This is a genomic window from Thalassoroseus pseudoceratinae (assembly GCF_011634775.1).
GTDB classification, from domain to species: domain Bacteria; phylum Planctomycetota; class Planctomycetia; order Planctomycetales; family Planctomycetaceae; genus Thalassoroseus; species Thalassoroseus pseudoceratinae.
On the sequence record NZ_JAALXT010000004.1, the window covers coordinates 347,486 to 361,170 of the forward strand.

The 13,685-nt window shown below is 54.4% G+C and carries 11 protein-coding genes; 4 read left to right on the plus strand and 7 right to left on the minus strand.

The window, feature by feature from the left end; translation table 11 throughout:
* Positions 1 to 4 precede the first annotated feature (4 nt).
* From G6R38_RS15745 to G6R38_RS15755, 3 genes are all read right to left on the minus strand, one after another.
* Entirely contained in the window at positions 5 to 664 is a 660-nt protein-coding gene (locus G6R38_RS15745) for a DNA-3-methyladenine glycosylase family protein (RefSeq protein WP_206028607.1), read from the minus strand.
* Positions 661 to 1,440: a dienelactone hydrolase family protein gene (locus G6R38_RS15750; protein WP_166827672.1), complete on the minus strand. Its 780-nt coding sequence runs from the start codon at positions 1,438 to 1,440 to the stop codon at positions 661 to 663. Before G6R38_RS15750 ends, G6R38_RS15745 begins: the two co-directional genes overlap by 4 nt.
* A gap of 101 nt (positions 1,441 to 1,541) precedes the next feature.
* Positions 1,542 to 2,504 carry an LCCL domain-containing protein gene (locus G6R38_RS15755; RefSeq protein WP_166827676.1) on the minus strand — a complete coding sequence of 321 codons (963 nt, stop codon included), beginning with the start codon at positions 2,502 to 2,504 and terminating at the stop codon, positions 1,542 to 1,544.
* Positions 2,505 to 2,554: 50 nt separating this feature from the next.
* Between G6R38_RS15755 and G6R38_RS15760 the strand changes: the two genes are divergently transcribed.
* The 4 genes from G6R38_RS15760 to G6R38_RS15775 all read left to right on the plus strand — a co-directional run bounded on the left by G6R38_RS15760 (position 2,555) and on the right by G6R38_RS15775 (position 6,869).
* On the plus strand, positions 2,555 to 3,076 hold the full coding sequence (locus G6R38_RS15760) for a hypothetical protein (RefSeq protein ID WP_166827679.1): 522 nt from the start codon (positions 2,555 to 2,557) through the stop codon (positions 3,074 to 3,076).
* A 116-nt stretch (positions 3,077 to 3,192) separates the two neighbouring features.
* Positions 3,193 to 4,188, plus strand: a complete 996-nt coding sequence (moaA, locus tag G6R38_RS15765; protein WP_166827682.1) for a GTP 3',8-cyclase MoaA — start codon at positions 3,193 to 3,195, stop codon at positions 4,186 to 4,188.
* Positions 4,189 to 4,191: 3 nt separating this feature from the next.
* Positions 4,192 to 5,355, plus strand: coding sequence for an aminotransferase class V-fold PLP-dependent enzyme (locus G6R38_RS15770; protein WP_166827685.1), 1,164 nt, complete (start codon positions 4,192 to 4,194; stop codon positions 5,353 to 5,355).
* A 47-nt stretch (positions 5,356 to 5,402) separates the two neighbouring features.
* Entirely contained in the window at positions 5,403 to 6,869 is a 1,467-nt protein-coding gene (locus tag G6R38_RS15775) for a serine/threonine-protein kinase (RefSeq protein ID WP_166827688.1), read from the plus strand.
* A 192-nt stretch (positions 6,870 to 7,061) separates the two neighbouring features.
* Here G6R38_RS15775 and G6R38_RS15780 read toward each other — a convergent pair whose 3' ends face one another.
* From G6R38_RS15780 to G6R38_RS15795, 4 genes are all read right to left on the minus strand, one after another.
* Positions 7,062 to 8,393 (minus strand): NYN domain-containing protein, encoded by a 1,332-nt coding sequence (locus G6R38_RS15780; RefSeq protein WP_166827691.1) that lies wholly within the window; start codon positions 8,391 to 8,393, stop codon positions 7,062 to 7,064.
* A gap of 312 nt (positions 8,394 to 8,705) precedes the next feature.
* Positions 8,706 to 10,919 carry a hypothetical protein gene (locus G6R38_RS15785; protein WP_166827696.1) on the minus strand — a complete coding sequence of 738 codons (2,214 nt, stop codon included), beginning with the start codon at positions 10,917 to 10,919 and terminating at the stop codon, positions 8,706 to 8,708.
* A 109-nt stretch (positions 10,920 to 11,028) separates the two neighbouring features.
* A complete protein-coding gene (locus G6R38_RS15790) occupies positions 11,029 to 12,018 on the minus strand; it encodes a 3'-5' exoribonuclease YhaM family protein (protein ID WP_166827700.1) in 990 nt (329 codons plus the stop codon).
* 146 nt (positions 12,019 to 12,164) lie between these two features.
* The gene (locus G6R38_RS15795; protein WP_166827703.1) at positions 12,165 to 13,628 is read right to left on the minus strand and encodes a hypothetical protein; all 1,464 of its coding nucleotides are present in this window, start codon (positions 13,626 to 13,628) and stop codon (positions 12,165 to 12,167) included.
* Between the last annotated feature and the right edge of the window lie 57 nt (positions 13,629 to 13,685).

Below are 13,685 nucleotides of genomic sequence, written 5' to 3' on the forward strand. Positions count from 1 at the left end.
CGTTTCAGCCAGCGAATGTGATGTTCTTCCGCTGAATGTATGCATGCCAAAGCAGATAGGCCGCGATCGTCCGCAAGGGGGCCCAACGGGCAATCAAGCTTTGGCTGGTTTCCATGAACTGTTCGGTAGACAACTCGAATTCGTGCCGAAGACTGTTGTTCAACGCGACATCACCCGAGGGAAAACAGTCCGTCCGGTTGAGAGCCAACATCAAGAAGACGTTGGCTGTCCACTGGCCAATCCCTTTGACTTGTGTGAGTTGCTGACGGACAACGTCATCAGAGAGTTGGGCTAGGGCAGGGATGTTGAGTTGATTCGACAACACCGCATCGGACAGTGCGTGCAAATAACGCGTTTTTTGCCGACTTACGGCACACGCACGCATGTCCTCAGTCGACAATTGGAGCAGTTCGTCCGGCGTGAACTTCGACACGCACTGCGTCAGCTTCGTGAAGGTCGCATTCGCGGAAGCCAAACTGACCTGTTGTTCCAGAATGATCCGTACTAGCGTGGTGAAGTTTGGCTCTCGCTGCCAAAGCGGCGGACGCCCGTGTTGATCGAGAATCCGCCGAAAAACTGCCTCGCGATCCGCTAGCGTCTCACAATAGGTATCGAAGTTCGAGGCGTCGAAGACCTGAGTCATATCGTCCCGCGACGGGGTCACTTCAACTTCTCTTTGAGGAAGGATTTCATGTCCGTCCACGATCGCTTATCGGCTTTTTTGTTGTAAGCGAGTGGCGGCAGGCCGTAGTCGTCGGCTCCGGGGTTTGTGAACCCGTGTTTGGCGTTTGCGTAGTAGACCATCATCCAGTCCACATCGGCTTTGGTCAGTGCTTCGCGGAATTCTTGGGCGGTCTTCTCGGGGATGAAGCTGTCACTCGCACCGTGACACACCAGAACGGCTGTCTCAATGTCATCGGCTTCCTCCTCGGAGGGAACAACCAATCCGCCATGAAACGTCACGACGGCTTTGAGTTTCTCGCCGGCAAAGGCCATCTGTAAGACTGTGGAACCACCGAAGCAGTAGCCGATAGCGGCGACGTTCTCGGAATCGACATTGTCTTGAGCGGTCAACACGTTCAGTCCACTCAATGCCCGTTCACGCCATTGCTTCACGTTTGAGCGAATCGCTCCGGACCATTCGCCCGCCTCCTTCGGATGCTGAGTCACCTTCTCGCCATACATGTCGAGAGCGAAGGCCACATAGCCAAGTTCGGCGAGCATCTCGGTGCGTTTGCGAGCATAATCGTTGAGCCCCCACCATTCGTGCACCACAAGAACCCCAGGGCGAGGCGTGTCGTACTTGTCATCGTAAGCCAAGTACCCGACGAGCTTTGTGCCATCGTGTTCGTATGGAACTTCTTTCGTCACAAGTTTGGCTTGCGTCGCGACCGGAGCTAAAGCCAGTAGAACAGTCAGAGCAGCAGTCCGAAATGTCATGAAATCATCCTCTGTAGAAGTTCGGTTGCGCTTGATTCCCGTGTTCCGCGAGAATAATCGAGTGACGTTCGGAGAATCAAGGGGCCGCTTCTGGTCGGACTTCATTCATCGATCGGACTGGAGTCAAGTTCCGACGCAGGGTCGGGCTCTGACGGTGAGGCCGGGGTCGCTTCTGGAATTTCCAACGGATCCGATTTCGGATCCTCCAAGACTTCCGGCGACACGTCGAAATCACCGGCGATACTGCGTGAGATTCGGTAACTCGCCCCGTAATTTCCCCAGGCGGACGTGGTGACGCCATTGCGGGTCGAGTTGGGGTATTTTTCTTGGCCGGGCAACAGTGTCACGCGGATCACCCCCGTTTGTCCCGACTTCAAGATGCCTGCATGGACGGCGGCCGTGGAGAGATCAGAGTCGGCCGTGTAAGTCCCCGTGCCCCAGACGGAGCCAATCGCGTCACCGGTGATCCGAAAGTAATGCACACGCTGCTTTTTCCCAGTGAAGCTGGTCAGAGTTCCTGGATCCGCCTGAATTTCGGTGGCGGGAATCACCAACGCCCGCAATGCATTCCGAACGGCAACCGCTTCCTCGAATTCTTTCTGGTCAATGAAACGGGCTAGAAGTTCCTTGAGATCCTCAACGGCCGCTTGACGGAACTTCCTGATCTTCTGATTGGCCTCCGACTGAACGGCATTGGCCTGAGCGTGGTAACTGTCGAGGATTTCCTGAGCAGCGGGCGGCACTTGGAATTCTTCGGTCTCGACAAGAGCGATCAACCGTCGCAGTTCCTCCGGCGACATTCCAGCCATCCGAGAATGAACGGCTTCCAAGAGCTGCTTTTGCAATCGCGTTTCGATAGAACTGTTGAAGGGCGTCTCAGCGGGACCATTCCAAACTTGAGCGACAGGATCTGCTGCGGGACCAATCACGATGGGCTCGGCCGCGACGGGTACCCCTGAGGGATCCTGTTCTCCAGCGGACGCAAACGGATCGAACTCAGTGACCAAAGCCAACACACCAACACCAGACGTCACAAGACAAGTCATCAGAAGGAGTTGTCGCATCGAACCAGTGTCCTTTTCCAAAAACCGCTTGAGAAATTTGAAAACTTGACGTGTTGAACGCGTATAAAGTTCCAGTGAACGCAATCGATTTCTCCCCTGAACCAACTCCGGCATTTATCAACGCCGTCAAGCACCTTCGTATCGTGGCCATCGATCTCGCACGAGCCGAGGGATGGGAACTCCACACAGAGAAGTCGAACTCAAGTGAAGCGGTTTACTGTACAATCCGGCGGAGTCGCTATTGGTACGGCATTCGGATCGCTGCTCATCGACCAGCCTATGTTTGCAGTGCCGACTATCAGCAAATCGTGGTACCGCTACGAGTTGCGGAAGTAACCACATTGGCTCCGGCCGAACGACAACTGCGTCAGGCACTCCGAAGCGGAGGACATGTGGTCGCCGACCCGGTGGAAGTGAATACGGCTTTGATCGAAGCAACGGAACGGCATTTTCAGCAGACCGGGCGAATTCGGTTGCCAAACTCCGATGCTTGTGCCATTCGGCACCGCTTGCATTTCCGCGCCCGTTGGACTTTCGACGAGGAACAAGCCAATCGGAACGGGAATCCGTGACCTGGACCATTGCAATCTGTTCATTGACTGTGAGAATGGAGTCAGAGTAATGACTCTATTGCCATTTCTGCCCCGAATTCCATCACACCACCTCGGCAGGAACAGACTTTAAGCCCATGCCCGAACGATTAGTCGATTCCTTCGGTCGCGTTCACAACAACTTGCGGATTAGCGTGACCGATCGCTGCAACATCCGCTGTTTCTACTGCATGCCTGCCGAGAACGTGCAATTCATGCAGCGGGCTCAACTTCTATCGTTCGAGGAAATCGAGCGGTTTGTGAAGTTGGCCGTGCCGTTGGGCGTCGACAAAATCCGCCTGACCGGTGGGGAACCGCTCGTGAGACGGGATTTGCCTTCGCTGATCGAGCGACTGGCCGCGATTCCGCAAATCCGTGACATTGGTATCACGACCAACGGCATTCTGCTCGCCGAACACGCCCAAGCCATGTGGGATGCCGGGCTGCGGCGAATTAATGTCAGTCTGGATGCGTTGGACCCCGTGAAATTCCAAGAAATCACCCGTCGTGAGGGCTATGAGCAAGTCTTGGAAGGAATTCAAGAAGCACAACGCGTCGGGTTCGATCCGGTGAAGGTCAACGCAGTCAGCATCCGTGGGATGACCGAAAGCGAAATCGTTCCCTTCGGGAAGTTTGCCCGCGAGACCGGTGCGGAGATTCGTTTTATCGAGTTCATGCCCCTGGATGCCGACAACGCCTGGGAACGTGAGAAAGTCTTGTATTCGCAAGAAATCATCGATGTTCTCTCGCAGGAGATTGCTCCGCTCAAACCGCTGCCAACGCAAGACCCGACCGCCCCCGCAACCGATTTCGAGTTCGCGGACGGAATCGGCCGAATCGGGTTCATCGGTTCGGTGAGTCAACCGTTCTGCCAAAGTTGCAATCGTTTCCGGCTCACCGCAGACGGCAAAATTCGCAATTGCCTGTTCAGCTTGGAAGAGACGGACATCAAGTCCATGCTCCGGGGCGAAGCCAGCGACGACAAAATTCGTGAGGCCGTCCGCGAAAGCATTCGGGGCAAATGGGAAGGGCATGAGATCAATACGGCCCGATTCCTACAACCCGATCGGCCTATGTATTCCATCGGGGGGTGATTCGTGAGTACGCGGATTTATCTCGATAACGCAGCGACGAGTTACCCCAAACCAGAGCAAGTTTACACAGCGGTTGATCGTTATCAGCGGGAACTCGGCGTGGCGGTCGGTCGTGGTGCAACACGAACTGGTAATGAGGTCTCGCGAACTGTGCGGTCTGCACGCAAACGGCTTGCGGAACTCCTGGGAGCGGAATCGCCAGACCGCATTATTTTTACAAGCAACGGCACGGACAGCTTGAACCTTGCCATTCATGGGTTGCTTCAACCCGGTGATCACGTGGTGAGTTCCGAGATGGAACACAACTCCGTGCTCCGACCGCTGGCGTGGTTGCAAGAGCATCGCGGGATTGATGTGACATTCGTTTCCGCTGACTCATCGGGACAGATCGATCCCAGCGACGTGCGCGACGCCATTTGTCCCGAAACCAAACTGATCGCGTTGACACATGCGTCGAATGTGACCGGTACACTGCAACCTCTCGCCGACTTTTGTGAAATCGCACGAACCGCCAGAGTTCGCCTCCTCATTGACGCCGCCCAGACCGCCGGAGTTGTGCCGATCGATCTCCGGCAAACCCCCATTGATCTGCTGGCGTGTCCCGGCCACAAAGGATTATTGGGCCCATTGGGAACCGGCGTGCTCTATGTGAAACCCGGCGTCGAGGAAGAACTGCAAAGCATCCGGCAGGGCGGGACGGGATCGGTTAGTGAATTGCAGTCACAACCAGAGACTCTCCCAGACAAATACGAATCCGGCAATCATAATGCTCCGGGGTTGTTCGGACTCGAAGCCGGTTTGACGTACATCCAAAAACGCACAATTCCATCAATCCGCCAGCACGAACAAGCTTTACTGGAACAATTGCTGGACGGATTTCGAGCGATCGACGGTCTGCAAATCCATGGCCCTAACGATCCAAGTCGGCAAATTGGGATTGTCAGTGTCACGGTGGATGGGTTTGAACCACAAATTCTCTCGAGTATTCTCGATGAGAGTTTTCAGATTCAAACCCGAGCCGGCTTGCATTGTGCTCCAGGTGTACACCGGCAAATGGGAACGAGTGATTTCGGCGGGACCGTGCGTTTCAGTGTGGGACCGATGACGACGGAAAACGACATCGAAACCACCATCTTGGCCATGACTGAGATCCTACAATCATCTTAGACGTACCCGTTTGAACAACATCCGCACTACAAGCAGGTGGATTGAACATGGACTCCGAAGACCGCTGGATTTGGCCGTTCGAACTTCTCGATCAAATCGGCGAAGGCGGTATGGGAGTTGTTTACCGAGCACGCTACGTGGTCAATGATCGGATTCTCGCCGTCAAGTTGCTCCCCAGAGACGTGCAAGACGAGCAAGCCCTCGCTCGGTTTGAACGGGAACTGGAAATCCTCAAGAACCTCAAGCACAAACACATCGTACGGTGCTTCGGCGGAGCCTGCGAAAACAAACGCCGATTCTACGCAATGGAACTCGTTGAAGGCGGCGCCCTGGACGATTTGCTCCGTCAGGAACGGCGGTTGCCTTGGAACAAGGTTGTCGAATTCGGCCAACAGATGGCCGCTGCATTGGCCTACGCACACGAACATCAAGTTGTTCATCGCGATGTGAAGCCCGGCAACTTTTTGATCACAAGAGAAGGGCGACTCAAACTCAGTGACTTCGGATTGGCCACCGTTGCCGCCGCTCGCAAGATCACTTCTGCCGGCAAGACGATGGGTACGTTCCATTACATGGCACCGGAGCAGATTCGCGGTCAAACGATGACCGGCCAAGTCGATTTATACGCATTGGGTTGCGTGTTCTACGAATTGCTGACCGGTCGCCCACCATTTGAAGCCGATACGCCGGCCGCAATTCTTCATAAACACATCCAAGACACCGCGAATCCAATTCGATCCCTCAATCCCGATTGCCCGGAGGCCCTTGCAAAACTCGTCCATGAGCTACTGGAAAAAAAACCAACCGACCGGCCAGCGAGTGCTCAAGTCGTTCAACGGCGTTTGGAGGAGATCTCCTCGATTGTTGTCGTGGAACCACGACGCCGAGCCAGCGAAAGCCGCGTTGGAAACCAACCGGTCGGTCGACCATTGGAATCCCTGCGGAATGCGGAACTCAACGACACCAAGACCGTTGCAACTCCCGCCACCGAAGCCGACATTCCCACGTATTCCCCAAATTGGTCGCTTCCGATAGCCGCCGGTGTGGCTGCTGTGATTGCATTCTGGGTGATCTCGTTCTTGACTCCCGCGCCGTCTTCGGCATCCGCGGAACGACTTTGGATAGACGCATTCCAATCGGGACGAACCGCGGAAATCCGTGTCGAAGCAGCCATGGCGTTGGGAGAGTTGTCGTCAACGTCCGAAAATGCCGCCGAGGTCCTGCGATCTGCATTGGAGCAAATCGAAGCCGAACCGACCCCCGTTCGAGTCGCGATCGTGGATGCGCTTGGCGAATCCGGTTATGCCGCCCGAAATAAGACCCCAGCTTTACGCAAACTTCAGAAAGCCGATCCCGAAGAATCCGTCCGCACACATGCCGCAGATGCCATCACCAAAATCAACGCGGCTGAACCTCCCGGACGTCCATGGACAGTCTATGCCAAATGGTTCATCGCGTTGACGGCAACCGGAATCATCGCCCACGCTCTTTGGAAAAACCGTCAAGCGACTTGACCACTAATGCGACGTGACAATTCACGATCGCCTCTTTCTTAGAACCGCGTTCGCTTACGTGCACAGCAAATGATGGCCTAAGTTCATTATACTAGCCCCGGACTCGACCATGTCTAGTTTTTTTTTGTGCGGGTGGCGATGCGTATTCGCTGAGAATGCCAGTTTAGACCCGCTATACAGAAGCCAAACGCTCTATCGTAGTCGACTTGTCGTGTCACCGTCATAAGTCTTCGGTTCATCGACGCTCTGCCAAATCGGTAGTACTCGCTCCAGACATTCGGTATCCACTCGTCCTAGTGATGCTTCGATCTTTTGATACATTCCTTGATAAATCTTTTGTATCACATCCGACTGTGTCGAGCAGTCTAGAAACAGTCGTTGCTCACTCAAAGGAACGCCTTGAGGGAGCCTCGCAAAACACTTCGCAGAGATCATACACGTGACGACGCCGCGAATTTCACGTTCACCATAATCAAACTCTGCAGCGAGCCCTTCAACAAGTTCAGCATAACGAATGCCTTGAACATCGTTACGATACTCAACCAAGTGACTGGCCAACTCATGTAAAACATCAAGATCCGGAACCGGGAACCGCGGTTCGATTCTTGACAACAGAGTGAAATAACTGTCAAGCGAATGAGGTCCACTGGCCCCTGGAACGCCATCCACAGTTACAAAGCCTCGAATAACGTGCTCTCGATTGATCAGTCGGTACTCACTAGGTTCCTTCAAGACGAGTTTGAGTGCCGAGCCATGAACGGTATGACGTACAAAATCAACAAACTTCGGGAATCCGCACTTGATCGGATCAAACCCAAACATTCGATACGAGAGTAGCTCCTTGTAGACGCTAATATTCAAGCCCGTTCGTGCGAGTGCATCACGGGACGAATGACTCTTGGAGAGAAACCCTAGGATTTCCTTCCCTCGATTGATCACCGAGTTGGAATCTTGAGGTTCAATACGCCGATATTTTCGACCGTAGGCAGCGACGATTGGATTATGATTCCCGCTACCTGAGGCAGAGTTTCGGGAATGCTCACTGGCCGACTCTGGCTCCTCAAGCCAGATAAAATCATCGCAGACCGCCTCGAACACTTGATTCGCAGCTCGTCGATAGGCGCAGCCAATAACCGTCTTGCTATATTCGTGTATCCTCTTCGCGAGAGAAGAGAAACCACCATCACCGGAAACGATCACGAATCGATCGATGGCAGGCTTTGTTAGCAGAACTTCCATTGCATCAATCGCTAAATGGATGTCGGAAGCATTCTTGTGTGAGCCTTTGCCGAACCCAAACATTTGAATGGGTTCAATGCCGAGTTCCACAATATCGGCTCGCAAAGTATTCAACCGAGAATCCGACCAGTTCGCATAGGCCCGTTGGATTGCAATCCCGGAAACGTCATTGTCAACGATGGCCGAATGGATGTCGGTCAGAGAAAGCTCATCAAGATATAAGGCTTTTCCATAGCCACCGATCAAATTTTCGATATCGAAAAAGATCGCCGTATTGTGAGTCATCTCAGACGAGTCCTGGCTATAGGATGCGCTCAAGCTTCCGTTTAGGTCCAATAATCGCTGAGCCGATGGCAACTACGAAAACGCTCACGTCGTTCCTGGAGAAGACGCGAGCTTCCGGATTGAAACCATCAGTTCTCAAGGATACTCGGTTACGGTTTTCATGTGTGACCATGAATGAATCGTTTGCGAGCAAAACAATGAGCCGGCGATATTGGGAGGGCATCGGGATGATGGAACAATTTTGATCGACCTACAGTCGTTCACAACATCCCACTCATCGCATTATGCCCCGGCCAGAACCTGTAAATCAACTCACTTTGCGAGTGCTCCGGTATTGTTGATGTGGTCTTTCCAGCGTCCCACCGCGGAACTGCGTTCCTGCTTCGACTCGACGAATGGGCGATAACCATAGTCGCGGCCACCGGAAAGAGTTTTTGCCCAATAGAATGCGAGTTCACGGACCACCATGTTGTCGTGATCGAGCCACGCCACGAGTTGCTTGGCAACCTCGGCATCGGAGGCTTCGGCGGGGCGGTATCCCCATAACAGCCGGTAGATCGTGTCGGGAGTCTCATCGAAGAAATAGTTCTTCATCTCGGCGAGCATGAGTTCGCCTTGAGTGGAATTCAACGCTAACCAATTCCGCAAACCGATTTCCGCAGCTTGACGTGCTTCCTCGGGCAAATTTGTTTTTGCGAGGACTGCAACCATTTCGGGCATAGCTTCCATCAAGTCCAAACATTGCACGCCCCATTCCGCAACTTGAAATGGTGTTTGTTCTTCGGCTTGTTGGACGATTTGACTGAGCTTCAACTTCATCGGCTGACCTGCCACAAACTCTTGTTCGAATGTGCTGGCTAGTCGTTCGCGGGCGGTTGTCTGCCGAGGACGACTGATACTAAGTCGTTCCGGAATACGGTCGAGCGGCCGAAACGTGACGGCAATCGGTTTGGAATCGTCGTTGGCGTCTCCCCCTGCCATGGGCACCAATAGCGGATCGACACGCATATCCTGACCACCCTCAACTTCCAATGCCGCCATCCCGATCGAGTTCACCGCGACCCGGCCAGCTTGCACACGGAACAAGCCTTCCCAATCGTCGCTGTCGAGGACTTGGTTCGGTGCAGACGGTTCACGAGGCACCAAATGGAACAGACATCGACTGCCCGGATCGAGTAATTGCACAATTAACACGGAACGACGAACGTGAATCGCGATCGTTTGAGGATCGGCAGACTCGGACGGTCGTTCCAAACTGACGACCCCACGCCGGAGTCGCACCCCCATTGCAGTTTGGTCGGTCGGAGCCAGCAACTGTGCGAAAGTGCCTCCTTCAAGTTCAATGCGATACCGTCCATTGGCGACACGAATGGAAGTCACGAAGGGAATCGGTGAAATGAGTTGCTGATCTGCTTTGAGTGGGGTATCGCTCGCGACAGTCGACCAATCATTCTCTTGGGGATCGAATGCCAACAAGACGCCTTTCGCGGAATCGTAGACCATCTCGGGCGACTTCAAGGCTGGCGGTTCCGCTTTGGGAGCCGGTTCGGCGGCAGTTGCGGGGGGTTTTGTTTCGACAACAACAGTGTCACCCTCAGTGTCTTCTGTCGGTACCGTCGGTTGCCCTGGTGTTGCAGCGATCTCGCCGGGGTTCGGTACGTCGATCTTCGGAACCGTTTCAGCATCACCTGGCGGTGCGGGGTTCATGGGAATGTTTTCACCGGTCTCTGTGAGTGCCGGTGTCTCGGTGGTGTCGACGACTTCATTCTCGGTACTCTTCGGTTTGGTAACTTCTGGCGTGGTAATGGCCTGTTCATCCGGAAGTTTGGTCAGTGTATCGTTCTGAGCAATTTCCTCTGGCTCGGTAGTCGTGTTGTTGAAGGACGGATCGTAGACGATCAACAACAACCACCCGAGTACCACCGCGACCAAGCCCGCCGGAACCAAGGCCCGTTTCCAAAACGGTGCTGGTTGGAGCTGTTTCGGTAAATGAGAAACTGGCGCTGTTGCGTGACCCGCTGCTGAATGGGTCGCCGCCTGCGGTTGACCGCTTGCCCGGGATGTCTCGTTGCTGGCGACTCCCGCATGACCAGGAATTGGTTGTCGGGTCGATGATGCCGCAGCGACGGGTGCTTCATCCGCTGACGGAGACATGCCCGGAATCAGCGAATACAAATGCTCTTTGCTAGCGTTCTCGACCGGCTTCGGCTCGGCACGCAGTTGCGTCATAATCTGATGACACGCCGCCACTTCCGCCAAATGGACATCCGATTCCAGACACTTCGCTTCCACTTCGTTGACGGCCTGCGGAGACAGCGTGTTGTCAAGATAGTCCGACACCATGTTGGCATCCGGCCCCACTGGCGGAGCGATCAACCGCCGTCGCCGCATCACGCTCTTGATGCGATTCATCAAATCGGACGCGACTTTCAACTCCGCGATTTTCGCCCCTAACGCTTTGGCCTCGGGAGGCTCTAAAACATCATCGAGATAGGCCAACAGGGTTCGCAGCGTCAATCGTAACATCGAACTTACTCCACACGGAAAAACACGCTCTCACTCTTATGAGTGGGGTTTTCCGGTGGTGTTCGTACAAGTTTTTGCCAGTTTTCTCAAAAAAACTCGGTTCGTTGTTTTACGAACCTTCGTCGCCACCACTAGCGACCACACCTTTGTACAGTTTCCGTTCAAGACGATTGACGTAGGGAGTCCAGTTCGATCCGGCGTTCGGGTCGTCTTCGATCGACCGCGAAAACTCGTGAACTTTGGCGTCGAGATTGTCCAGATAGTGCAGGGCGATCGCTTCGGGGGTCATTGGCAACTTGGCGCTGCCAAACTCGGGGCGACCGTGATGACTGAGAATCATATGCTTGAGTCGCATCGCCGTTTCGGTCGGGAATTCATCGCCGGTCAGTCGTTCGGCTTCCGCAATCTTCGCATTGAGCATCTCAACACCGATCATCAAATGGCCGAGCAATTGGCCTTCATCGGTGTAGGTGAGTGATGCATCGTACCCCAGTTCTCGCACCTTGCCGACGTCGTGCAGGAAGATACCGCACAACAGTAGTTCCAGGTTGATACTGGGATACAAATCGCCAATGCGTGTGGCGACTTCCAACATGTTGACCACGTGCTCAAGCAAGCCGCCGTGGTACGCATGATGGGCCCGAATTCCCGCCGGTGCCCGTGTGAACCCTTGCAGAAACGCATCGTCGATCAGGAAGCACTCCATCAACGTGCGAAGCGAAGGGTCTTCCAAACCGAGCATGATTTCCTTGAGTCGACCAAGCAGGGCATCGACCGCGACCGATGCACCGGGGTGGAAATCATCCGGGTCCAGGCCATCGCTGGAGATCGGCCGAATGTCGGTCACGATCATCTGCAACGATCCCTGGTACGATTGCACCTTGCCTTTGATCCGTACGAAGTCTCCGGTCTGGAAACTCGCAGTGGATTCTTCCGTGACGTTCCACATCAGCCCGCTGAGCGTGCCGGTTTTGTCGCGGAGCGTGGCAAGCAAATAAAGATTGGCGTTCCGATTGGCTCGAAGTTGCTTGTCCGCGAGGAAGTACACCTCATCTACGGAATCGCCATCTTTGAGTTCATTGAGAAATTGGCGTGACATGGTCTAGTTCGTCTGGCAAAGTGAGGAAAATGTTCCTGATACAGCGGACATTTCCCAATCGAGATGTGCGAAATGGTCATCCTAGGATTGGATCACGCGAACAGCAAGGGTGCGGGAAAGAAGAATGAGCCAGCCATCGGGGAAGATCAATCTTGAAGACCAACCAGCGCTTTGAGGTTCTTCAATTGTTCTTCCTCGGAGTTCCGTTTCGCCTCGGACTGCAGGGCGAGAATCTCTCCGACTTCTTGAATGGACCACGCCACCGTGCTGCGTCTCAGCATTTGCTGGACCTGCGAACGGTTCGGGTGATCCTCGGGAGCGATCTGAAGAAAAGCATGAGCGGCTTCCGCTTCCACTTGAGGTTCGTCTCCCATCACCAAGTGATGTAGCAACGCTCGCTGAACCCGTTCACCGCGAACTTGTGTTCCGATCGCTTCAAACGCTTTGATGCGAACTTCCGCTGATTTCGCTGTCCGTGCCACTTGCAACAATGCGTCAATGCCGAGTTGAACGCTGTGCCGATCGAGCAACTCCGCGACTGCAAGACTTCGTCCACTGTCATTCTGAACTCGTTCCCAAAACTCCTTCTCCGCCGCACTGGATAGGTTACCGCGTTTGATAGCTCGCGCGCACGCGGCGAGAATCCGAGGATCGTCCTCCGTATAACATTTACGCAAGTGTGGCAGCGTGTAGACTGGAAACACGGGAATGCGATCAATCAATTCCGCGATGTGTGCATCACTCAAGTTGTGCCGGATCGAGTGCCCCAATGCGTTCGCGATTGCCGAATCGTCATCCATCTCCCAGAGGATTCGACTGGCCTGATTGTGTATCGACAAGTCCTTATCGAGTAACGCACCCGCCAGGATACTGGTGTAGTTCGAACTCGTATCCGGCCGGAGCCGTCGAAGCAATTCGGCTTTCTGCCGTGTGGAGGCCGTGAGAAATTCCTGCCGATCCGCTTCGGTCGCGAGAAGACTGTATGGTGCAATTGCTGCCGCAATTGGCGGCGGCGGGGGATACCGTTCGGACTTCTCGGCGATCATTCGTCGGAACCCCGGTGCGTTCGGCAAGACATCTCGAAATGCTGTCCGCGTGATCTCAAGAGAGGTTTCGTCCGTAAGTTGTTGCAACAACTCATCGACTGTCAGAACGGGCGGTGCGTCGTTGGCGATCAACACATCCAAGTCCCAGGCGGCAATTGCTCGGTGAAAGGCTCGTTTCGCGGTATTGCTTTGCTGCAACTGCGCTCGCTGCCATAACTTCCGGGCAATTCGTCGTCGCTGGGAAACGGTCGCCGGTTTTGTCCGAGCACCACTCTCAATTCCGGCTTTCGCCAAGGCTTCAAACGTCAACGCAAGACGGACCTCAAGAACCGGATCGATTCTCGCGCCGCCGAATTGAACGAGGGACCTGAAGTCGGCTAGCCGGTGCAGATCAAATTCATTCATCGACTTGCGAGCGGAGAGCGTGCGGTAAAACTGGTGCTGAGCTGCGTATGATCGGTCAGCAGATCGCCCCCACTGTGCGTAGACGCTCGGTTGAAAACCTAGCCCGACGTCAATGATGAGAATGAGAATCGCAAATTGCGAGAACACGCGGCCGACCATGGACACCCTCCGAACAAGGGGACTCTAGGGGTTCCTCGACCGTATCCGGATGAGTGA

Excerpts from the sequence above, each read along its gene's own strand:
- G6R38_RS15750 (WP_166827672.1), bottom strand. The coding sequence starts at position 1,440 with ATGACATTTCGGACTGCTGCTCTGACTGTTCTACTGGCTTTAGCTCCG.
- G6R38_RS15755 (WP_166827676.1), bottom strand. The coding sequence starts at position 2,504 with ATGCGACAACTCCTTCTGATGACTTGTCTTGTGACGTCTGGTGTTGGT.
- moaA (WP_166827682.1), top strand. The coding sequence starts at position 3,193 with ATGCCCGAACGATTAGTCGATTCCTTCGGTCGCGTTCACAACAACTTG.
- G6R38_RS15775 (WP_166827688.1), top strand. The coding sequence starts at position 5,403 with ATGGACTCCGAAGACCGCTGGATTTGGCCGTTCGAACTTCTCGATCAA.
- G6R38_RS15780 (WP_166827691.1), bottom strand. The coding sequence starts at position 8,393 with ATGACTCACAATACGGCGATCTTTTTCGATATCGAAAATTTGATCGGT.
- G6R38_RS15785 (WP_166827696.1), bottom strand. The coding sequence starts at position 10,919 with ATGTTACGATTGACGCTGCGAACCCTGTTGGCCTATCTCGATGATGTT.
- G6R38_RS15790 (WP_166827700.1), bottom strand. The coding sequence starts at position 12,018 with ATGTCACGCCAATTTCTCAATGAACTCAAAGATGGCGATTCCGTAGAT.
- G6R38_RS15795 (WP_166827703.1), bottom strand. The coding sequence starts at position 13,628 with ATGGTCGGCCGCGTGTTCTCGCAATTTGCGATTCTCATTCTCATCATT.